The sequence below is a fragment of the Streptomyces sodiiphilus genome, assembly GCF_039529215.1.
GTDB lineage: Bacteria > Actinomycetota > Actinomycetes > Streptomycetales > Streptomycetaceae > Streptomyces > Streptomyces sodiiphilus.
Window position 1 is genome coordinate 21,653 of record NZ_BAAAMJ010000087.1, and the last position, 20,052, is coordinate 41,704.

At 73.6% G+C, this 20,052-nt stretch carries 18 protein-coding genes and 1 pseudogene; 14 read left to right on the forward strand and 5 right to left on the reverse strand.

The window, feature by feature from the left end; translation table 11 throughout:
• Nucleotides 1-85 precede the first annotated feature (85 nt).
• Nucleotides 86-2,980, forward strand: coding sequence for an aminomethyl-transferring glycine dehydrogenase (gcvP, locus tag ABD299_RS24415; RefSeq protein ID WP_344266785.1), 2,895 nt, complete (start codon nt 86-88; stop codon nt 2,978-2,980).
• 67 nt (nt 2,981-3,047) lie between these two features.
• On the opposite strand, the gene ABD299_RS24420 is transcribed toward gcvP, so the two are convergent.
• A complete protein-coding gene (locus ABD299_RS24420) occupies nt 3,048-3,617 on the reverse strand; it encodes a hypothetical protein (protein WP_344266788.1) in 570 nt (189 codons plus the stop codon).
• Nucleotides 3,618-3,928: 311 nt separating this feature from the next.
• On the opposite strand from ABD299_RS24420, the gene ABD299_RS24425 reads away from it, so the two are divergent.
• Both ABD299_RS24425 and ABD299_RS24430 read left to right on the forward strand, forming a co-directional pair.
• Complete coding sequence (locus ABD299_RS24425) at nt 3,929-5,422, forward strand: glutamate-cysteine ligase family protein (RefSeq protein ID WP_344266791.1); 1,494 nt, start codon at nt 3,929-3,931, stop codon at nt 5,420-5,422.
• Nucleotides 5,423-5,466: 44 nt separating this feature from the next.
• Nucleotides 5,467-6,306: a CPBP family intramembrane glutamic endopeptidase gene (locus ABD299_RS24430; protein WP_425581418.1), complete on the forward strand. Its 840-nt coding sequence runs from the start codon at nt 5,467-5,469 to the stop codon at nt 6,304-6,306.
• Between the two features lie 12 nt (nt 6,307-6,318).
• Here ABD299_RS24430 and ABD299_RS24435 read toward each other — a convergent pair whose 3' ends face one another.
• Entirely contained in the window at nt 6,319-7,155 is an 837-nt protein-coding gene (locus ABD299_RS24435) for a PhzF family phenazine biosynthesis protein (protein ID WP_344266794.1), read from the reverse strand.
• A gap of 282 nt (nt 7,156-7,437) precedes the next feature.
• Between ABD299_RS24435 and ABD299_RS24440 the strand changes: the two genes are divergently transcribed.
• The gene (locus ABD299_RS24440) at nt 7,438-8,502 is read left to right on the forward strand and encodes a DMT family transporter (protein WP_344266797.1); all 1,065 of its coding nucleotides are present in this window, start codon (nt 7,438-7,440) and stop codon (nt 8,500-8,502) included.
• On the opposite strand, the pseudogene ABD299_RS24445 reads toward ABD299_RS24440, so the two are convergent.
• Nucleotides 8,398-9,040: pseudogene (locus tag ABD299_RS24445) on the reverse strand (pyridoxamine 5'-phosphate oxidase family protein); the annotation flags it as partial. The gene ABD299_RS24440 and the pseudogene ABD299_RS24445 overlap by 105 nt on opposite strands.
• An 83-nt stretch (nt 9,041-9,123) precedes the next feature.
• On the opposite strand from ABD299_RS24445, the gene ABD299_RS24450 reads away from it, so the two are divergent.
• The 4 genes from ABD299_RS24450 to mycP all read left to right on the forward strand — a co-directional run bounded on the left by ABD299_RS24450 (nt 9,124) and on the right by mycP (nt 13,688).
• Nucleotides 9,124-10,458: an aminotransferase class I/II-fold pyridoxal phosphate-dependent enzyme gene (locus ABD299_RS24450; RefSeq protein WP_344266800.1), complete on the forward strand. Its 1,335-nt coding sequence runs from the start codon at nt 9,124-9,126 to the stop codon at nt 10,456-10,458.
• A gap of 141 nt (nt 10,459-10,599) precedes the next feature.
• Nucleotides 10,600-11,496, forward strand: coding sequence for a DUF2510 domain-containing protein (locus ABD299_RS24455; protein WP_344266803.1), 897 nt, complete (start codon nt 10,600-10,602; stop codon nt 11,494-11,496).
• Between the two features lie 222 nt (nt 11,497-11,718).
• A complete protein-coding gene (locus ABD299_RS24460) occupies nt 11,719-12,489 on the forward strand; it encodes a hypothetical protein (protein ID WP_344266806.1) in 771 nt (256 codons plus the stop codon).
• Nucleotides 12,486-13,688: a type VII secretion-associated serine protease mycosin gene (gene mycP / locus ABD299_RS24465; protein ID WP_344266809.1), complete on the forward strand. Its 1,203-nt coding sequence runs from the start codon at nt 12,486-12,488 to the stop codon at nt 13,686-13,688. Before ABD299_RS24460 ends, mycP begins: the two co-directional genes overlap by 4 nt.
• On the opposite strand, the gene ABD299_RS24470 is transcribed toward mycP, so the two are convergent.
• A complete protein-coding gene (locus ABD299_RS24470; RefSeq protein WP_344266812.1) occupies nt 13,666-14,709 on the reverse strand; it encodes a serine hydrolase in 1,044 nt (347 codons plus the stop codon). The two genes, mycP and ABD299_RS24470, sit on opposite strands and share 23 nt — an antisense overlap.
• Before the next feature lie 116 nt (nt 14,710-14,825).
• On the opposite strand from ABD299_RS24470, the gene ABD299_RS24475 reads away from it, so the two are divergent.
• Nucleotides 14,826-15,563, forward strand: a complete 738-nt coding sequence (locus ABD299_RS24475; protein ID WP_344266814.1) for an SseB family protein — start codon at nt 14,826-14,828, stop codon at nt 15,561-15,563.
• A 53-nt stretch (nt 15,564-15,616) separates the two neighbouring features.
• Here ABD299_RS24475 and ABD299_RS24480 read toward each other — a convergent pair whose 3' ends face one another.
• Nucleotides 15,617-15,991: a DUF1844 domain-containing protein gene (locus tag ABD299_RS24480; RefSeq protein WP_344266816.1), complete on the reverse strand. Its 375-nt coding sequence runs from the start codon at nt 15,989-15,991 to the stop codon at nt 15,617-15,619.
• A 349-nt stretch (nt 15,992-16,340) separates the two neighbouring features.
• Between ABD299_RS24480 and infC the strand changes: the two genes are divergently transcribed.
• The 5 genes from infC (at nt 16,341) to ABD299_RS24505 (ending at nt 19,958) form a co-directional block, all read left to right on the forward strand.
• A complete protein-coding gene (gene infC, locus ABD299_RS24485; RefSeq protein ID WP_344266850.1) occupies nt 16,341-16,982 on the forward strand; it encodes a translation initiation factor IF-3 in 642 nt (213 codons plus the stop codon).
• A 95-nt stretch (nt 16,983-17,077) separates the two neighbouring features.
• On the forward strand, nt 17,078-17,272 hold the full coding sequence (rpmI, locus tag ABD299_RS24490; RefSeq protein ID WP_344266817.1) for a 50S ribosomal protein L35: 195 nt from the start codon (nt 17,078-17,080) through the stop codon (nt 17,270-17,272).
• Nucleotides 17,273-17,382: 110 nt separating this feature from the next.
• The gene (rplT, locus tag ABD299_RS24495; protein WP_344266819.1) at nt 17,383-17,766 is read left to right on the forward strand and encodes a 50S ribosomal protein L20; all 384 of its coding nucleotides are present in this window, start codon (nt 17,383-17,385) and stop codon (nt 17,764-17,766) included.
• Between the two features lie 137 nt (nt 17,767-17,903).
• Entirely contained in the window at nt 17,904-18,764 is an 861-nt protein-coding gene (locus ABD299_RS24500; protein WP_344266821.1) for a TrmH family RNA methyltransferase, read from the forward strand.
• Nucleotides 18,765-18,878: 114 nt separating this feature from the next.
• A complete protein-coding gene (locus ABD299_RS24505) occupies nt 18,879-19,958 on the forward strand; it encodes a sensor histidine kinase (protein WP_344266823.1) in 1,080 nt (359 codons plus the stop codon).
• Nucleotides 19,959-20,052: the final 94 nt, after the last annotated feature.

Sequence of the window (20,052 nt, forward strand, 5' to 3'; positions counted from 1 at the left end):
CTCAGGTCCGGATGACAGAGGGGGAGGCTGATCGGGTACTCAAGCGGTGCCCGGCAGGTCGCAGCGACCAGGAGGCCTCCGAAACATGACTGCTCACCGCACCCCGTTCACCGCCCTCGAACGGGGCACCCCGTTCGCCGCCCGCCATATCGGCCCCGACGCCGCCGGCGAGGCGAAGATGCTCGCCCACATCGGGTACGGCTCGCTCGACGAGCTGACCGCCGCCGCCGTCCCCGAGGTGATCACCAGCACGGAGGGACTCAGGCTGCCGGAGGCCCGGAGCGAGGCCGAAGTGCTCGCCGAGCTCCGTTCGCTGGCCTCCCGCAACAGAGTCCTGCACTCCATGATCGGACTGGGCTACTACGGCACGGTGACCCCGCCGGTCGTGCTGCGCAATGTCATGGAGAACCCCGCCTGGTACACGGCCTACACCCCGTACCAGCCGGAGATCTCCCAGGGCCGGCTGGAGGCGCTGCTCAACTTCCAGACCATGGTGGCCGACCTGACCGGGCTGCCCACGTCGGGTGCGTCGCTGCTCGACGAGGGGACGGCCGCCGCCGAGGCCATGGCGCTGGCCCGCCGGGTGGGCAAGGTCAAGGGCGGGGTGTTCCTGGTGGACTCCGACTGCCTGCCGCAGACCATCGCCGTCCTCCGTACCCGTGCGGAGCCCGCCGGTGTCGAGATCGAGGTCGCGGACCTCTCCGGCGGCATCCCGGCCGCGGTCGCCGAGCGCGGGGTCTTCGGCGTGCTGCTGCAGTATCCCGGCGCCTCGGGGGCGGTGCGCGACCCGCGCGAGGTGATCCGGCAGGCGCACGGCCTGGGCGCCGTCGTCACCATGGCCGCCGACCTCCTGGCGCTCACCGTGCTCAGCTCCCCCGGGGAACTGGGCGCCGACATCGCGGTCGGGTCCACCCAGCGGTTCGGGGTGCCGATGGGCTTCGGCGGCCCGCACGCCGGTTTCATGGCGGTCCGCTCACAGTTCGCCCGCAGTCTGCCCGGGAGGCTGGTGGGCGTCTCCTACGACGCGGACGGCGCACAGGCCTACCGGCTCGCTCTGCAGACCCGTGAGCAGCACATCCGCCGGGAGAAGGCCACCAGCAACATCTGCACCGCCCAGGTCCTCCTGGCGGTGATGGCCGGGATGTACGCGGTGTGGCACGGCCCCGAAGGGCTGACGGCCATCGCCCGTCGGGTTCACCGCTGTGCCGTGCTGCTGGCGGCCGGACTGCGGGAAGGCGGTGTGGACGTGGTGTCCGACGCGTACTTCGACACCGTGACGGCCCGCGTGCCCGGACGTGCGGCCCAGGTCGTGGCTACCGCCCGCGAACACGGGGTGAACCTGCGCCTGACGGACGCCGACCACGTGGGAATCGCCTGCGACGAGATCACCGGGCGGGCACAGCTGGCGGCGGTGTGGACCGCGTTCGGTGTCGCGGCCGCGGAGGAGGACCTCGCCGGGCTGGACGAGCGGACCGGTGACGCGCTCCCCGTCCCGTTGCTGCGCACCGGTGAGTTCCTCACGCACCCGGTCTTCCACCGGCACCGCTCCGAGACCGCAATGCTGCGGTACCTCAAGCGGCTGGCCGACCGGGACTACGCGCTCGACCGGGGCATGATCCCGCTCGGCTCGTGCACCATGAAGCTCAACGCCACCACCGAGATGGAACCGGTGACCTGGCCGGAGTTCGCACAGCTGCATCCCTTCGCCCCGCTGGACCAGGCCGACGGCTACCTGACGCTGATCGGGGAGCTGGCGGACCGGCTGGCGGAGATCACCGGATACGACACCGTCTCCCTGCAGCCCAATGCGGGCTCCCAGGGCGAGCTGGCCGGGCTCCTGGCGGTGCGGGCCTACCACCGGGCGGCGGGGGAGGGACATCGGACGGTCTGTCTCATCCCGTCCTCGGCGCACGGCACGAACGCCGCCAGCGCGGTCATGGCGGGGATGAAGGTCGTGGTGGTCAGGACCGCGGAGGACGGCGGTGTCGATCCGGAGGACCTGCGCGCCAAGATCGAACGCCACCGGTCCGAACTGGCCGTCCTGATGGTCACCTACCCCTCGACGCACGGCGTCTTCGAGGAGGACATCGCCGACATCTGTGCCGCCGTGCACGAAGCGGGCGGGCAGGTGTACGTGGACGGTGCCAACCTCAACGCACTGGTGGGTCTGGCCCGGCCGGGACACTTCGGTGCCGATGTCTCGCACCTGAACCTGCACAAGACGTTCTGCATCCCGCACGGCGGCGGAGGCCCGGGCGTCGGCCCCGTGGCGGTCCGTGCCCACCTGGCGCCCTACCTCCCCAGCCACCCGCTGCAGGAGGCCGCCGGGCCCGGCACCGGGATCGGTCCGGTCTCCGCGGCCCCCTGGGGTTCGGCGGGAATTCTGCCCATCTCCTGGGCGTACCTGCGCCTGATGGGGGCGGACGGCCTTCGCCGCGCCACCCAGGTGGCCGTGCTGAGCGCCAACTACGTGGCGAAGCGTCTGGAGCCGCACTTCCCGGTGCTCTACACCGGGCCGGGCGGGCTGGTGGCGCACGAGTGCATCATCGATGTCCGTCCGCTGACCAAGGCGACCGGAGTCACCATCGACGATGTCGCCAAGAGGCTGATCGACTACGGTTTCCACGCGCCCACGATGTCCTTCCCGGTGGCCGGAACGCTGATGATCGAGCCCACCGAGAGCGAGGACCTGGCCGAGCTGGACCGCTTCTGTGACGCGATGATCGCGATCCGGGGCGAGATCGACAAGGTGGGGTCCGGCGAGTGGCCGGCGGATGACAACCCGCTGGTCAACGCGCCGCACACGGCAGCGCAGCTGGCCGGCGGATGGCCGCACCCCTACGGGCGCGAGGAGGCGGTCTTCCCGGCCGGCACCGGCTCGCAGGACAAGTACTGGCCGCCCGTGCGCCGGATCGACGGAGCCTACGGCGACCGCAACCTGGTCTGCTCCTGCCCCCCGCCGTCCGACTACGACGGCTGAACGGGCCCGCCGGGAACGGGGCCGGGGCCGGCAACCGCGTCGCGGTGCCGGCCCCGGCCGTGTCATGTCAGCCGGCCAGTGTGCTCGGCGTGAGCCGCCGGGTCAGCTGCGGCAGCAGCGCCTCGACGGGCTGGGGCCGGCCGGAGGCGATGCCGGGAGGGGCCGGGGCGAGGGGGACCAGCAGGTCCAGCGCACTGGGGGAGCTCTCCGCGGGGTCGGAGGCCGTTCCGGGGCGCAGCCACAGCGTGAGCATGTAGAGCTCGGGCACGGACAGCAGTTGCGGCTGGTAGGCGCCGTCCATGGCCTCCGCCTGGCGCAGCGCGGCGCACCCCGAGGCGATGTAGGGGCCCTCGAGGAAGTGGGAGAACGCCCACCCGTCGGGAGTGAGTACCGTCTCCGCGGCCCCGACCGCCCGGCCCCGGCGCTCCAGCAGGAAGCGCCAGCCGGTCAGGCGGGTGCGCGGCGGTGCGCCCGGATAGGGCATCGGGTCCAGGCGGTGCACCGGGAGCGGGGAAGCCGGCTCCAGGCTTCCCCGGTCGCGCTGAAGGGGGTGGGGGGTCGGCACGGCGGACGAGTGAAGCGCCGCGCGGACGCTGCGTTCGGCCGGTGCCGGGGCGGAGTACAGGTGCAGGGGCATGGTGGTCGCCTCTCACGTCGGAGTAGGTCGCCTCGTGCTTCGGGAGACACGTCGTAATCGGAGCTTATACGACGTATGTTCGCAGGATGTTTCGATTAGCCGCCCCGGGATGTTTCGGCAAGGGGAAATCCGGACACGCGCGGCTCTTGTGGGCCGGCCGGCTCTCATGCGGGCGTGGGCGCGCTCCTGGACCGGAGAGTATTCCACGCGAATATGCAACTCGGGTAGCGCTGGTGTGAACCGGGGCGCGCGTCAGGGCGTGCGCGCCTGGGCATGATCGGGGCACCGCTCGATCAAGGAGGTGTGCCGCGATGGGGGAGAAGGTCAGCGCCGACCGGTTCGATCTCGGTGACAGGCAGCAGTACCGGGCCAAGCTGCACGAGTGCCTGCGAGCCCTGCGGACGCTGCTGGACGAAGGACGCTTCGACCGCCCCCGGGACCTCGTCGGACTGGAGGTGGAGCTGAGCCTGGCCGGTGCGGACGGTTCACCGCGCATGGTGAACGAGGCCGTGCTGGAGAGAATGGCGAGCAGGGATTTCCAGAGCGAGCTGGGAAAGTTCACCCTGGAACTCAACATGCCTCCGCGACGGCTGACCGGCAGAGTTTTCGACGACCTGGCGGAGGAGCTTCGCATCGCCTTCGGCTACGCCGACCGGACTGCGGCCGAATACGGGGCCCACGCGGTGCCGATCGGCATTCTGCCGACCATCACCGCCGGGGAACTGGTGCCCGGCAACCTTTCCCCGGCCGACCGTTACACCCTCCTGAACGACCAGATTCTCGCGGCCCGGGGCGAGGCGATCACCGTCGATCTCGCCGGCGCCGAGCACCTGACCGCTTCCTTCGATTCCATCGCCCCCGAGTCGGCCTGCACCGCGGTCCAGTTCCACCTCCAGCTCACTCCCGAGCGGTTCCCCGGTGTGTGGAACGCGGCGCAGGCCGTGGCAGCCGCGCAGATCGCGGTGGGCGCCAACTCCCCCTTCGTGTTCGGGCGCGAGCTGTGGCAGGAATCCCGTCCGCCCTTCTTCCTGCAGTCCACCGACAGCCGTCCGCCCGAGCTCGCCGCCCAGGGCGCCCGTCCGCGGACCTGGTTCGGCGAGCGGTGGATCGACTCCGTGCAGTGCCTCTTCGAGGAGAACGTCCGGTACTTCCCGGCCCTTCTGCCGATCTGCTCCGAGGAGCGCCCCGCGGACGTACTGGCGGCGGGCGGGATCCCAGGCCTTCACGAACTGGTCCTGCACAACGGCACGGTCTACCGCTGGAACCGCCCCGTGTACCAGGTGACCGACGGGGTTCCCCACCTCAGGGTGGAGAACCGCGTGCTGCCGACCGGCCCCACCGTCACCGACATGGTGGCGAACGCCGCGTTCTACTACGGACTGGTGCGGGCGCTGGCGGAACAGCCCGACCCGGTGTGGCGAAGGCTGCCCTTCGAGGCCGCCGAACGCAACTTCCACGCCGCCTGCCGGCACGGCATCGAGTCGTTGCTGATATGGCCCCGCGGCGGCCGCCACGGCGTGGCCGAGGTCCCGGCGGCCCGCCTGGTGGCGGACGAGCTGCTCCCGCTCGCCGCAGCCGGGCTGGACGCCTGGGGCGTCGCTCCCGCCGACCGCGACCGCTGTCTGGAGGTCATCGAAGGGCGGTGCCGCCGCCGGGTCACCGGGGCCGGCTGGCAGACTGGGGTCTACCACCGGGCGGTGGACGGCGGAGCGGACCGTGCGACGGCCCTGGCAGGAATGGTCAAGCGGTACTGCGAACTGGCCCGGTCGGACGAGCCGGTGCACACCTGGCCGCTGGACCCCTGATCCACCGCGGATCCGGGCGCACGCCGTCGCGAGAAGGGACGGCCATGGGTGCCCGATCGGGAGGCGAAGTGCTGCGGGAACCGGACGGCCTGGCGGGGGCACGGCCGGGGGACGAGGGCAGACGCCGGATGCTCGGCCGCGAGCTGCTGCTGGTGCTCGCCCTCTCGCTGGGGGCGAGCGCGGTCTCCGCCGTCATCAGCTTCACGCGGGTGGTCACCGCCCCCGGCGGGCTGAGCGACCACGCGGCGACCCTCAACCGCTCGCGTGGCGACCAGCCGTGGATCGACCTCGCGTGGCAGGTCTTCGGTATCGCCACCGCTCTGGTTCCGGTGCTGCTGGTCGCCCACCTGCTGTACCGGGAGAACCCCGGAGGGACCACCGGGCCGGGGCTGCGCGGCCTGGGATTCGATCTCACGCGTCCCGGCACGGACCTGGCCCGCGGCGCGCTGGTCGCCGCCGCCATCGGCGGCAGCGGGCTTGCCCTGTACCTGGCGGCTCAGGCGGCCGGGCTGAACCTCACGGTGGTTCCCGAGGCACTTCCCGGAGTGTGGTGGAAGGTGCCGGTGCTGATCGCCGCCGCGGTGCAGAACGCCGTCGTGGAGGAGGTCATCGTGGTGGGATACCTGCTGCATCGCCTCCACCAGATCGGCTGGACGCCGGTGGCCGCGCTCGCCGCGAGCGCCCTGCTGCGTGGTACCTACCACCTGTACCAGGGCATCGGGGGTTTCGTCGGGAACATCGTGATGGGAGTGGTCTTCGTCTGGCTGTACCGGCGGTGGGGGAGGGTCATGCCGCTGGTGGTGGCGCACGCGCTGATCGACATCGTGGCGTTCCTCGGCTATGCGCTGCTCGCGGGGAAGGTGGGCTGGCTTCCCACGGCATGACCTCCGCGATGGTCACCGGCCGGCGAGCAGTTCGCCGTCGATGACGGTGACGGCCGGGCCGCTCAGCTGCGTGCGGTTCCCCGCGAGAGCCAGGCGGACCAGTCCGGTGCGGGCAGAGGCCTGCAGCCCGGTGAGTGTCTGCCGGCCCAGGCGCGCGGCCCAGAACGGGGCCAGTGCGGTGTGGGCGCTCCCGGTGACGGGATCCTCGGCGATGCCGAGCGCGGGGAAGAAGGCACGGGAGACGAAGTCGTACCCGGCCCCGTCCCGTGCGGCCCGGGCGGTGACGACCACACCGCGCCCGCCGAGCGGGGCGAGTGCGGCGTGGTCGGGCGCGAGTTCCCGGACCTCCTTCTCCGAACCGAGTTCCACCAGCAGGTCGCCGACGTCCGGTCCGGTGTCGTGGACGGAGACCGGACGGGCTCCCAGCGCGCCGGCCAGTCCCGGGGGCGCGGGGAGCGGGGTGAGCGGGGCGGTGGGGAAGTCCATGACCACACAGCCGTTCTCACCGGGTGCGGTGGTGAGCACCCCGCTGCGGGTGGCGAAGCGCACCGGCCCGGCCGCCTGCCCGGTGCTGTACAGGACGTGGGCCGCGGCCAGTGTGGCGTGGCCGCACATCGCGACTTCCGCGACCGGGGTGAACCACCGCAGGCCGCGGTCTGCACCGGCCCCGGCCGGCAGCGACGTCACGAAGGCGGTCTCGGACAGGTTGACCTCGGCGGCCACCCGCTGCATCCAGGACTCGTCCGGCCAGGTGCCGGAGGCCCCGGGCCCGTCCGGGAGCAGGACGACCCCGGCCGGATTGCCGGAGAAGGGGCGGTCGGTGAACGCGTCGACGATGCGGATTCTCATGCCGTCACGCTAGGGACCCCCGCCCCGGACCGCCACGGCCACCTGCGCGCATGTGGCCCGCTCCGGGCGCGAGCCGGTCCGGCCCGGCGCGCGGTACCACCGTTGCCCGTGCCGCCGGACTTCCGTAGGGTTTCCGCGTGCACCTCACCGTTCTGCCGCCGCCGGTCGCGTAGGCGGGCTCACCGGAACCCAGCGCGGCGCGGACCGACCGCCACCGCGCCGTCCTGTGCTGCCCGTGGACGCAACGTGACCGTGCCGTCCTCTCCGCGGGAGAACAACTCGATGGATCACTCTCTTCAGCCTGCCCTGTCCGTGAAACGGGGGCTCTTCTACGTCGTGGTGGCCGCCACCGCGTGGGGCACCGCCGGCGCCGCCGCCGCCCTGCTGTTCGACAGCAGCGGTCTCGGTCCCGTCGCCCTGACCTTCTGGCGGACGGCGGGCGGCCTGGCCCTGCTGCTGGCCGGCCGTGCGCTGTTCCGCCGCCCGCGGCCCCGTCCCCGGACGGCGGGGGGCACCGCCGAACCGGCCCGCCGTCGCGCGCTGCGTATCGCGGTCATGGGGCTGGGCCTGACCGTCTTCCAGACGGCCTACTTCGCCGCCGTTCAGGCCACCGGTCTCGCCGTGGCCACTGTCGTCACCCTCGGTGCCGGGCCGGTGCTCATCGCGCTGGGCGCCCGCGTGCTGATGGGGGAGCGGCTGGGACGCGGCGGTGCCGCCGCGGTCGCCGCGGCGCTGCTCGGCCTGGCCGTGCTGGTAGCCGGCGGTGCGGACGGGACCGGCACGGTGCGGCCGGCGGGGGTCGGGCTGGCCCTGGTCTCGGCCGCCGGGTACTCCGCCATCACGCTGTTCAGCCGCCGCCTGGGACGCTCCGGCGCCGGGGCCGGTGCGTACTCCACGACGGTGTTGTCGTTCGCGGTGTGCGCCGTGTGCCTCCTGCCGGCGGCGCTGTGGGAAGGACTTCTGCCGCAGGCGGAGAACCTGGGGCACTCGCTGTGGCTGATGGCCTATCTCGCGGCGGTCCCGACCGCGCTGGCCTACGCCCTGTACTTCGCGGGCCTGGCCGCCGTGAGGGCGGCCACGGCGTCGGTGGTCGCGCTGATCGAGCCGGTCTCCGCGGCCGGCCTGGCCGTCGTGGTGCTGGGTGAGCGCCTCACCGCCCCGACCGTGCTGGGTACCGGGGTGCTGATCGGGGCGGTGGCGGTGCTCGTCCGTTCCGAGGCCGGCTCAGGGGCGGGCGTAAGCCGTGAGGTAACCGGGAGCCGGCAGGGAGGAGGGCTGGTCACCGGAGGGTTCGGGCGTCCCGTGCACAGTGGAGACCGGAAGCACTCCGCTCCAGTGCGGGAGTGAGAGGTCCTCCGGCTCGTCGTTCGGACCGCCGTCGCGGACCTTGGCGGACACTTCCGTGAGGTCCAGGACGAGTACCTCGGTGGCGGCCAGTTCCCGGGCGTCGGCCGGCCGGCAGTCGGCCGACCGCCCNGAGCAGGTCGAGTGCCCGGGCTTTTCCGGTCGGGTCCCGCAGCGGCCGTGCGATGCCGTGCACCACCACCGAGCGGTAGTTCACCGAGTGATGGAAGGCGGAGCGGGCCAGCACCAGCCCGTCGACGTGGGTGACCGTCACGCACACGGGCAGCCCGGGCTCCGTCTCCCCGGCGGCCCGCAGGGGACGGGAGCCGGTGGAGCCGTGCAGGTACAGCCGCTCGCAGTCACGGGCGTAGAGCGTGGGCAGGACGACCGGTGCCCCGTCTCGGACGAACCCCAGGTGGCACACGTAGCCCTCGTCCAGGACGGCGTGCACGAGTTCGCGGTCGTACCGGGCGCGGGCGCGCCCCCGGGTGGGGGTGGTGCGGCTGGTCGTCGGATAAGAGCTCTCTGCGGCAGTCGTCATCGGTCGCTCCCTGGGGCGGTTCGTCTCCGCCGGTCCGGTGCCGGCGGTTGCACAGTCAATTGCACTAGTGCATAATTGATTTTGTGCTAGGAGATTATCGCATCGCGGGGCGTCGCGCAGCCGAGATCGCCGCCAGCGTCGAGAGCGGGGTCGGGGCCGGCCGGCTGCCGCCGGGTACGTCACTCCCACCCATGCGGGAGCTCGCGCAGCGGCTGGGTGTCAACCCCAACACCGTCGCCGCCGCCTACCGCATCCTCCGCGAACGCGGGGTGATCGAGACGGCCGGCCGGCGGGGCAGCCGGGTGCGGGCGAGCCCTCCCACGACCGGCCGCCGCGCGTCCCGGATCGAGGTGCCGTCGGGGGCCCGGGACCTGTCGACGGGCAATCCGGACCCCGGACTGCTCCCGGACCTGGCGCCCGCGCTGGCCGCAGCCGCCGGGCGTGGCGCGCGGGAACCGGTCCTCTACGGCTGTGCTCCCGTCGGTACCGCGCTGGAGCGGGTGGCACGTACCGCCCTGAGCCGCGACGGGGTGCCCGCCGGCCCGCTGGCGGTCACCTCCGGCGCCCTGGACGCCATCGAGCGTGTGCTGGCGGCGCACCTGCGGCCCGGCGACACCGTCGCCGTGGAGGACCCCGGCTGGGGCAGCCTGCTGGATCTCGTTCCCGCACTGGGGCTCACGGCAGTTCCGGTCGCCGTCGACGACGAAGGTCCGCTCCCCGCCGACGCCGGACGTGCCCTGCGTGACGGAGCCCGGGCGCTGCTCGTCACCGCCCGCGCCCAGAACCCCACCGGAGCCGCCGTCTCCGCCTCCCGGGCCCGCGCGCTCGGTGAGGTCCTCGCGGCACACCCCGGCACCCTGCTGGTGGAGGACGACCACGGGCACGGCATCGTCGACCTGCCGCTCCACCCGCTGGCCGGCCGCACCGGGCACTGGGCGTTCGTCCGCTCCACCGCCAAGTCACTCGGCCCCGACCTGCGTCTGGCCGTGCTCACGGGCGACCCGGTCACCGTCGACCGGGTGCAGGGCCGGCAGCGTCTGGGCCCCGGCTGGGTGAGCCACCTGCTGCAGGACACCGTGGCCGCCCTGTGGGACCACCCGGGCGGCGCCGGTCCGGATGACGCCGCGGGGTCCTACCGGGAGCGGCGGGACGCTCTGCTGCGGGAGCTGGCCGGGCGGGGAGTCCGGGCCCACGGCCGCAGCGGCATGAACGTCTGGGTGCCGGTCCCGGACGAGACGTCCGCGGTCGCCGCCCTGCTGCGGGACGGCTGGGCCGTGGCTCCCGGAGCGCGCTTCCGGCTCGCCTCCCCGCCCGGGATCCGCGTGACCGTCTCCCCGCTGTCCGCTCAGGACCTCGTGCCGCTGGCGGACGCACTGGCGAAGGCCGTGCGTCCGGCCGTCGCCCGCCGCTGGGACTGACCGCCCACCTGCGGGCCCCGGCGCGGCGAAACGGCGTCCGCTTCCGCAACTGCCCGGTGCGCGCGGCGGTTCGGGCTGTTGCGGGGACCGGCCGGCGGGTGGATCGCCGGCGTCGTGCTGTGAGAGGTTCACCCTGTGAGCATGACGACACCACCCGGCTGGTACCCCGACCCCGCCCACCCCGGGGGCCCGCCGGCCCCCGAGCGCTGGTGGGACGGCAGCTCCTGGACCGGACACGTCCGCGCGCCCGGCACCTGGCGGGACCAGGTGCGGGAGGTCCTCGCCTCCGCCGGCCGGGGTGGGCTCATCGCCCTCTTCGCGGGCGGGACGGTCGTTCTGACCGCCGTGGTCGCGCTGGTCGTCGCCCTGGTCCTGGGAGGCACGGCCGCTTCGCCGTCCGCCGCGGGAACCGGACCGGCCGCCTCCGCCTCCGAGGACGGGGCGCGGGAGCCGGGGGCGGATGAGGAGAGGCGGAGCGAGGAGGACCGGGAGCCCGGTGGTCCGGGGCACACTCCCGGCAGTACCGCGGCCGGTCCCGGTGGCGTCGTTCTTCCCCTGTTCGACGGCTGGGAGGAGCGCGGCTCCGCCGGGGGCGGCACGGGTGTCACCATCGAGGGCTATCCCTGCCCGGCCTCCCCGGACCTGGGCTGTGTCCGGGGCGCAGCCTTCCTCCACCCGCTGCCCGGCGGCGGGCAGTTCGAGCCCCGGGAGATCGCCGAGGCCGACATCGGGGCGAACGCCGAGGAGTCCTACAGCGAGGCGGCCTATCGCGGAGTCACCGGTCACGAGGAGGTGCTGAGCGAGCGGGTGACCGTCGCGGGCCAGGACGGCTACCGGGTCCGCTGGCGGCTGCGGACAGGGGTCGGCACCGAGGCCTACGTCGAATCCGTCGCCTTCCCCGCCCCGGACGGCTCCGGCGCCCTGTTGCTCCGGATCGGCTTCAACATCGAGGACGGCGCACCGCCGGCCGGTGACATGGACCGGATCGTCGAGGGCGCCCGGGCCGTCACCGGCAGCGGGCCCGGTACCGACGTGTGAGCGGACGCCCGTAAAGTGACTCCTGCAGAGCGTGGCCGGCGGCTCGGCGGCGGGCAGGGGGTGTGGGTGATGAACTCCGGACGGAGTGCCGGGCAGGTGCCCGCAGGCCCTTTCGTGCCGGCTCCGGTGCCTCCCTCCGCCCCCCAGGCCGGCCCTTCCTCGTCGGCCGCCCCCTGGCCGCCGCACGACGGGACGCCCTCCGGCCGCCCGGCTCTCCGACCGGTGCCACCGGCACCCCGCAGCCGTCCGCGGCTGGTCGCGGCCGTCACCTGCCTTGTACTGGGCACCGGACTGCTCGGCGGTGCCGCGGCCGGTGCCTGGCTGTCCGGCCCGGGGACGGACCTGCCGGGCGCGGAGGAGGTGTTCGACGAAGGACGCATGCTGTGGCGGGAGCTCCCGGTCGACGACATCTTCCCGCCGGAGCTGACCGGCGAGGGGGCCGGCCCCGGCGGGGCGGACCGGCGCTGGATACGCGTCGCCGTGGCACCCGACAGCGACTGCGCGGACGCCTTCGACCCGCTGCTGAGCGAGGTCCTGTCGCCCGCCGGATGCCACCGGCTGCTGCGTGCCAGCTACCTGGACGACACCGAGAGCAGTGTGATCACCGTCGGCCTCCTGTTCACCCGCGCCGATCCCGCCGGAATGTCCGCCCTGCGCGAGCGGTTCCGGGCCCAGTCGCTCGACGAGCGGACCGACCTGCTTCCCAGGCCCTACGCGCCCGAGGGGACAGCGGCCGAAGGATTCGGTGATGCCCAGCGCGCAGCCTGGACCGTGCGAGTGCTCACCGACATACCCGTGGTGACCTACGCGGTGGCCGGGTTCGCGGACGGCCGCCCGGTCCCGGGGCCCCAGCCGGCCGACCGGGCCGCCGAGGACGGCCAGGACAGCTCTGTCGCCCTGGCGGGACTGGGACACGACGCCACCGGTGTGGCCGACCGTGTGGAGCGCCGGCTGCGCAAGGCGGCCGACCGGACCGTGGCGGAGCGGTCGTGACGCCGGGCCGTGCGCGTACCGTGCCCGCGCGCCTGTTCGCGGCCCTGCTGGCCTCCCTCGTATGCCTGGCCGTGTCCGCCACCGCGGCCCCGGCACGTGCGGACTCCATCCGGGAACAGCAGCGCTGGGCACTGGACGCGGTCAACGCGCCCGAGGCCTGGCGGACCACCAAGGGGGCAGGCATCGTCGTCGCGGTCCTGGACACGGGGGTGGACCCGGACCATCCGGACCTGGCCGGTGCGGTACTGGAGGGGAAGGACTTCGTCGGCATGGGGGCGGAACCGGGCGATCCGGCCTGGGCCGGCCACGGCACCGCCATGGCCGGCATCATCGCCGGGCGCGGCCATGGTCCCGGGCGGGCCAACGGGGTCCTGGGCGTCGCTCCCGAGGCCGCCGTGCTGCCGGTCCGGGTGCTGCTGGAGGACGACGATCCGCAGCGGGACGCCGCACGCGGCAGGCGGGGCAACGCGCTTGCCGAAGGCATCCGATGGGCCGCGGACCAGGGAGCGGACGTCATCAATCTGTCCCTCGGCGACGACAGCGACTCGGCGCACCCCGACCCGAGGGAGGACGCCGCCGTACGGTACGCACTGGGCAAGGGGGCCGTGGTGGTGGCCTCCGCGGGCAACGGTGGGGAGAAGGGCGACCCCGTCTCCTACCCGGCCGGATATCCAGGAGTGATCGCGGTCACCGCGGTGGACCGCGGCGGGGCCCGCGCGCCCTTCTCCACCCAGCGCTGGTACGCCACTGTCAGCGCTCCCGGGAAGGATGTGATCGTCGCCGACCCGGACGGCCGTTACTACGCCGGATGGGGGACAAGCGCCGCGGCGGCCTTCGTCTCCGGCTCGGTCGCCCTGCTCCGCGCGGCGCATCCCGGCCTCACTCCCGCCGAGGTGAAACGGCTGATCATGGAGACCGCCCGGAACCCTCCCGAGGGCGGGCGCAACGACGCGCTGGGAGCCGGCCTGGTGGACCCTGCCGCGGCCATCGCCGCCGCGGCCGCGCAGGACTCGGCCGGGAGCTCCGGTCCCGGCATCGTGCCGTTCGTCCGGGAGCACTTCGGGCCCGGCCCCCGGCCGGAGCCCGAGCCCTCCCGGCCGACGGAACGGCTGGCACCGGCGGCCGGGGCCCTGGGGGTGATGTTCCTGGGGGCGGCGGCGCTGCTGTTCCTGCGGGTCAGACCTCGGACCCTTCCCTGAACGACGCCACCGCCGCCGCGGCGGCGGCCTCGACGGCGGCGACTCCCGAGGCGTAATCGGCGTGACCGTCGGAGACGACCGCGACGAGGTAGCGGCGCCCCTGCGCCACGACCGAGCCGATGCTGTTGATGTCCCACAACTGGGTGTGACTGCGCGGCAGCCAGCCGTTCTTCAGCCGGACCTCTCCGTCCCCCGCCGCGGACACCCCCCACCGCTGGTCGGCCACCACGCCCGCCATCAGCCTGCGGATGTAGGCGCGGGACTCCGGGGAGAGTGCCGAGCCGGTGCCGGCGGGGGGGAAGACGGCGCGCAGGAGGGTGAGCTGGTCCTCACTGGTCGTCTGGGTGAGTCCCCAGTGGCCCCCTTCCCCGCCGCGGGTCCCGGTCAGCCCCAGCCGGGCATTGGCCGCGTCCAGACCTGCCTCACGGCCGATGACGGCCCACAGGGCGTGGGTGGCCTCGTTGTCGCTTCGCCTGATCATGGCCGCGGCAAGGGCCTGCTCCTCCTCGGTCAGCTCGCGCCCGGCGTCCTGTGCGTGGAGCAGCAGCGCGGCCAGGATGTCGACCTTGACGATGCTGGCGGTGTCGAACTTCCCTTCGCCGAACACAGCGCTGCGGCCGGTGTCGGTCTCCAGCACGGCGACCGACAGCCGGACACCGGGGGAGGGGGCGGACAGTGCGCCGGTGTTCTCGAGTGGCGGGGAGGGGGCCGGTGACGGCCCCGCAGGGGAGACGGAAGGGACAGGGCGGACAGGTGGGCCGGGAACCTCCGGTGTCCGGGTGAGGTCCGCGAGGCCCGGACCGGCGGGCAGGACGGCGCCGCGGGCTGCCGGGACCCCGGTCTCCGCCGCCGTCACCGTGGGTGCCTCCGCCGGTCCGGTGGTGTGCCCGGCCCGCGGCGGGTGCCCGCCGGCCGGTTCTCCCGCCGCGGCGGTGGCGATTATCGCGGTGGCGAGCGCGGCATTGACGGCCAGCACCGGCCCGGTCCGTCTCATGGTCTGCCGCGGGACCCGGGGATTCATACGCCTGACGCTATCCCGCACGGATGTGCCCGTCATCGGGCGGTGGTGACGAACGGGTAACGGTCGGCGACGGGGGCCACGCACGGAACCCGTGGCAGCCCCGTTAGGCTCGGTGCGTGGCGTCTGAGAACCCTCCCTCCAAGCGCATTCCCCAGCCGGCGTTCGCCGGCGACGACGGTACCGCCGACCCCGAGCTGGCCCGGGCCCTGGCCGACTGGTCGCAGGACCCGGACACCGAGCCCCGGCTGCTCGAGCTTCTCGCCCGGGCCCGGCTGCTGGTTCCGGTCGTCGCGGTCCTGGGCGAGGAGGAGACGGGGCCCGACGGGCTGCGGCGGGAGAAGAGCAGCGAGATGGCGGTCCTCACTCTCACGGTGCCCGGTGGCCGGCGGGCCCTGCCCGTCTTCACCTGCACCGACGCCCTTGCCCGATGGCGGCCGGAGGCCCGGCCCGTGGCCGTGACGGCGGCCCAGGCGCTCCAGGCGGCCGTACAGGAAGGGGCCGGGACGCTTGTCGTGGACCTGGCCGGGCCGGTGCCCTACGAACTGTCCGGGCCCGGGGTGCGCGCCGTCGCGGGCGGGGGACCACCGGCTTCACGCCCCGAGGTGGCGCAGGCGCTGCGTGATCTGCTCAGCGCCCAGCCTGCGGTGCGTGCCGCGCGGCTGGTTCCCGGCGGAACGGCCGACGGAACGCTCGCGGTGTCCCTGGACGAAGGGGCGGACGCCGGTGCCGTCCAGCAGCTGGCCCGCGCGGTCGCCGGAAGCGAGGTGCTGCGCAGCCACTTGGTCCGCGGCCTGGAGCTGGCGGTCCTCCCGCCCGGCAGTGAGATGCCCGGGACCCCCCTCTACCGGCGCTGAGGGGGTGGGCCGCCGGGGCGCCGGCCCGCGCGGTTCCGGCCCGTGGCCCGGAATCAGCCGAGGACGGGCCCTGTGTACTTCTCGCCGGGGCCCTGGCCCGGCTCGTCGGGGACGGACGACGCCTCCCGGAAGGCAAGCTGCAGGGACTTCAGTCCGTCCCGCAGCGGAGCGGCGTGGTACGAGCCGACCTCCGTGGCGCTCGCGGTGACCAGGCCCGCCAGCGCGGTGATCAGCTTGCGTGCCTCGTCCAGGTCCTTGTGCTGCTCGCCCCCCTCGGCCAGCCCGAGGTTGACGGCGGCCGAACTCATCAGGTGCACAGCCACCGTGGTGATCACCTCCACCGCGGGCACATCGGCGATGTCCCGGGTCATGGTGTCGAAGTCGGGCCCCTGCTCCGGGGTGTCCGGCTGTGTGCTGGCGTCGGTCATGGCGGTTCACTCTCCGGGCGGCTGCGGGGCGGTGCGCTCAAGACTAGGCCCCCCGGCGGCGGGCCGGGGGACCGGTACGGTGCTCGGTGGTCCCTGGTATGCTGGGGGTAACCGACCGGCTGGGAAGTCGCTGCGCATCATGGCTGAACATCATGATCGTGCGGCACCCGTCCCGGCCCGCAAGTGGAGGCTCCGATCTCCCACCTGACCGGCCCTGCGGCCGGCTGGTCACCGGTCAGGCTGCGCCCCGCGGGAGACCGCGGCGGTGCTCCCGGTCCATGAGGAGCCCCGCCTGCGACCCCGTCCGGGGCGTTTCGTGCGTCAGGGCGCGGGGGTCGACCGTCTGCAGATTTCGTGCGCGGCTGTCCGCCAGTCAACCGCGCGGTGTACCCGAGGAGGCCCCATCAGCGCCGAGCCCCGCATCAACGACCGGATTCGCGTCCCCGAGGTGCGACTCGTCGGTCCCAGTGGCGAGCAGGTCGGCATCGTGCCGCTTGCCAAGGCCCTGGAGCTCGCCCAGGAGTACGACCTCGACCTGGTCGAGGTCGCCGCCAACGCGCGGCCTCCGGTGTGCAAGCTCATGGACTACGGAAAGTTCAAATACGAGTCGGCCATGAAGGCCCGTGAGGCGCGCAAGAACCAGGCGCACACGGTCATCAAGGAGATGAAGCTCCGGCCGAAGATCGACCCGCACGACTACGACACCAAGAAGGGTCACGTCGTCCGGTTCCTCAAGCAGGGTGACAAGGTCAAGATCACGATCATGTTCCGCGGTCGTGAGCAGTCCCGCCCCGAGCTGGGCTTCCGGCTGCTGCAGCGGCTCGCCGAGGACGTTCAGGATCTGGGCTTCGTGGAGTCCAACCCCAAGCAGGACGGCCGGAACATGATCATGGTTCTCGGTCCGCACAAGAAGAAGACCGAGGCGATGGCCGAGGCCCGTGAGGCCAAGGCCGCCCGCAAGGCGGAGCAGCAGGGCAACGCTCCGGCCTGAGGCCGGGGCCGCAGCCCGGACGACAACCGAGACTTGGCGCCCCCGCCGCCCCCGCTGGGCCCGGAGGCGCCACCGATGAGGAGAGTTACGGCGACATGCCGAAGAACAAGACGCACAGCGGTGCCAGCAAGCGCTTCAAGATCACTGGCTCCGGAAAGGTGCTGCGCCAGCGCGCCGGTCGCCGTCACTACCTGGAGCACAAGCCGTCGACGCTGACCCGTCGTCTGGCCGGTACCACGGAGACGGCTCCGGCCGACGCCAAGAGGATCAAGAAGCTTCTCGGCAAGTGACGCCGACGTCCCGCGTGACCTGACGGTCCGCGGGCGCGGCGTGATACCGGGACCCATCCGTTTCCGGGCCGTGTGACCGATCCACGGCCCCCCGACAAGGAGTTCAACCAGTGGCACGCGTGAAGCGGGCGGTCAACGCCCACAAGAAGCGCCGGGCGATCCTCGAGCAGGCCAGCGGCTACCGCGGCCAGCGCTCGCGTCTGTACCGGAAGGCCAAGGAGCAGGTCACCCACTCCTTCGTCTACAACTACAACGACCGCAAGAAGCGCAAGGGCGACTTCCGGCAGCTGTGGATCCAGCGGATCAATGCCGCCGCCCGCGCCAACGGCGTGACGTACAACCGGTTCATCCAGGGACTGAAGGCCGCCCAGATCGAGGTGGACCGGAAGATGCTGGCGGAGCTCGCGGTCAACGACCCGAACGCCTTCAGCGCGCTGGTCGAGGCGGCCCAGAAGGCGCTGCCCAGCGACGTGAACGCGCCGAAGGCCGCCTGACACGGCATCGCCCCCCGACGACCGCCCTCCCCGGGCGTCGTCCCACCGCATCACACCGGACCCGCAGGCGCCCGCCGCCTGCGGGTCCGCCGCTGTGCTCCCGCCCCACGAACGAACCGGAAGCGAGCCGCCGCCCCATGGGCCCTGCCGTCGATCTGACCTCCCAGCGCTCGCCGCGCGTCGTCGCCGCCCGGAAGCTCGCCCGTCGCAGCGCCCGGGCCAAGGAGCGCCGCTTTCTGGCCGAGGGCCCGCAGGCCGTCCGCGAGGCCGCCGCACACCGCACGGGCGGTCAGAGCACCCTCACCGAACTGTTCGCGACCGCGGAGGCCGCCGTCCGCCACGCGGACCTGCTGGAGGCAGCCTCATCGGCCGGGGTCCTGGTGCACACCGCCGCCGACGACGTGGTCGCCGGCCTCTCCGGGACGGTCACTCCCCAGGGCCTGGTCGGGGTCTGCCGTTTCCTGGACCGGCCGCTGGAGGAGATCCTCGCCGCCCGCCCTCGGCTGGTGGCGGTCCTCGCCCACGTCCGCGACCCGGGCAACGCCGGCACGGTGCTGCGCTGCGCGGACGCCGCCGGGGCGGACGCGGTGCTGCTCACCGACGCGTCGGTCGACCTGTACAACCCGAAGGCGGTCCGTGCCTCGGCCGGCAGTCTCTTTCATCTCCCGGTCGCCGTCGGCGTGCCCGTCGAGGAGGCCGTGCGCGGCCTGGCCGCGGCGGGCGTCCGGGTACTGGCCGCCGATGGTGCGGGCCGCCGCGACCTGGACGGGGAACTGGACGCCGGTCGGATGGGCGCTCCCACCGCATGGATCTTCGGCAACGAGGCATGGGGACTGCCGGAGGCGACGCGGGAACTGGCTGATGCCGTGGTGCGGGTGCCTCTCCACGGGAGAGCCGAGAGCCTCAATCTGGCCACCGCCGCGGCGGTGTGCCTCTACGCCTCGGCCCGCGCCCAGCGTGCTCCGGGCGGGTGCCGGGCGGGTGACCGGGACGGATGACCGGCCTGCCCCGGAGACGGCCGGATCCCGTGCCCCCGGCCCGCGAGGGGAGTCCGGGGCGGGCCGGATCCTAGTAGGGTGACCGTCGCCGGGCGGTGGAGGGGGCGAGCGGGGATGGACCGGACGGACAGTGCCGTGGAGCTCGGGCTGCGGCCCGACGACCTGCCCGACGGCCTGGTGGTGGCCGACCGGCTGGGGCGCGTCATCTGTTTCAACGCCGAGGCCGCACGGCTCACCGGACGGCGGCCCTCCGCGGCCCTGGGACGCCCGGTGGACCGTGCTCTGCCCCTGGAGGACTCCGACGGCCGGCCCTGGTGGCGGCTGACGGACCCCTACCGCGGACTGGCCACGCGCGGGGGCCAGCCGGAGCGCAACCTGCTGCTGCCCGGGGGCCGCGAGGTGCTGGTCTCCGCCCGCTACGTCCGCTCCCGCCCGGCCGGCCCGGTGCGCCGCCTGGTGATCACGCTGCGGGGCACGGACGCCCGGCAGCGTTCGGAGCGCAGCAACGCCGAGCTCATCGCCACGGTCGCCCACGAACTGCGCTCCCCGCTGACCTCGGTGAAGGGCTTCACCGCAACCCTGCTGAACCGCTGGGAGCGGTTCACCGACGACCAGAAGCGGCTGATGCTGCAGACGGTCGACAGCGATGCCGACCGCGTCACCCGCCTGATCACCGACCTGCTGGACGTCTCCCGGATCGACTCCGGGCGGCTGGAGATCCGCCGCCAGCCGGTCCGGCTCGACGAGGCGGTCCGCCGCCACGTGCAGACCCTGGTGCGCGGGGGGCACCGGGCGGACCGTTTCGCCCTGCGGACGGCCGGTACGCTCCCCGTGCTGTGGGCGGACCCCGACAAGATGGACCAGGTGCTCGGCAACCTGCTGGAAAACGCGGTGCGGCACGGCGAGGGAACTGTCACCATTGAGGTGGGCCCCGTTCCGCCGACGAAGAACCGCCCGGAGGGAACCGCCGTGACGGTGAGCGACGAAGGACCCGGCATCCCCGAGGAGGCGATGCACCGGGTCTTCACGCGCTTCTGGCGCGGCAGTTCGCGCGGCGGCACCGGCCTGGGCCTCTACATCGTCAAGGGCATCGTGGAGGCCCACGGGGGGACCGTCACCGTGAGCCGCGCACCGGCAGGCGGGGCGCGCTTCCGATTTATCCTGCCCGCGGGCACCCCGGCCGTCCTGGCCTGAGCGGTTCCGCGGGCGCCACCGGTCCTGACCCGCGCGCTCGTCCCCGTAGACTCGACCCCTGGCGCCTTTGCGCCACGTCGCGGGCACAGCGTGA

Excerpts from the sequence above, each read along its gene's own strand:
- gcvP (WP_344266785.1), top strand. The coding sequence starts at position 86 with ATGACTGCTCACCGCACCCCGTTCACCGCCCTCGAACGGGGCACCCCG.
- ABD299_RS24420 (WP_344266788.1), bottom strand. The coding sequence starts at position 3,617 with ATGCCCCTGCACCTGTACTCCGCCCCGGCACCGGCCGAACGCAGCGTC.
- ABD299_RS24425 (WP_344266791.1), top strand. The coding sequence starts at position 3,929 with ATGGGGGAGAAGGTCAGCGCCGACCGGTTCGATCTCGGTGACAGGCAG.
- ABD299_RS24430 (WP_425581418.1), top strand. The coding sequence starts at position 5,467 with ATGGGTGCCCGATCGGGAGGCGAAGTGCTGCGGGAACCGGACGGCCTG.
- ABD299_RS24435 (WP_344266794.1), bottom strand. The coding sequence starts at position 7,155 with ATGAGAATCCGCATCGTCGACGCGTTCACCGACCGCCCCTTCTCCGGC.
- ABD299_RS24440 (WP_344266797.1), top strand. The coding sequence starts at position 7,438 with ATGGATCACTCTCTTCAGCCTGCCCTGTCCGTGAAACGGGGGCTCTTC.
- ABD299_RS24455 (WP_344266803.1), top strand. The coding sequence starts at position 10,600 with ATGACGACACCACCCGGCTGGTACCCCGACCCCGCCCACCCCGGGGGC.
- ABD299_RS24470 (WP_344266812.1), bottom strand. The coding sequence starts at position 14,709 with ATGAATCCCCGGGTCCCGCGGCAGACCATGAGACGGACCGGGCCGGTG.
- ABD299_RS24480 (WP_344266816.1), bottom strand. The coding sequence starts at position 15,991 with ATGACCGACGCCAGCACACAGCCGGACACCCCGGAGCAGGGGCCCGAC.
- rpmI (WP_344266817.1), top strand. The coding sequence starts at position 17,078 with ATGCCGAAGAACAAGACGCACAGCGGTGCCAGCAAGCGCTTCAAGATC.
- ABD299_RS24500 (WP_344266821.1), top strand. The coding sequence starts at position 17,904 with ATGGGCCCTGCCGTCGATCTGACCTCCCAGCGCTCGCCGCGCGTCGTC.
- ABD299_RS24505 (WP_344266823.1), top strand. The coding sequence starts at position 18,879 with ATGGACCGGACGGACAGTGCCGTGGAGCTCGGGCTGCGGCCCGACGAC.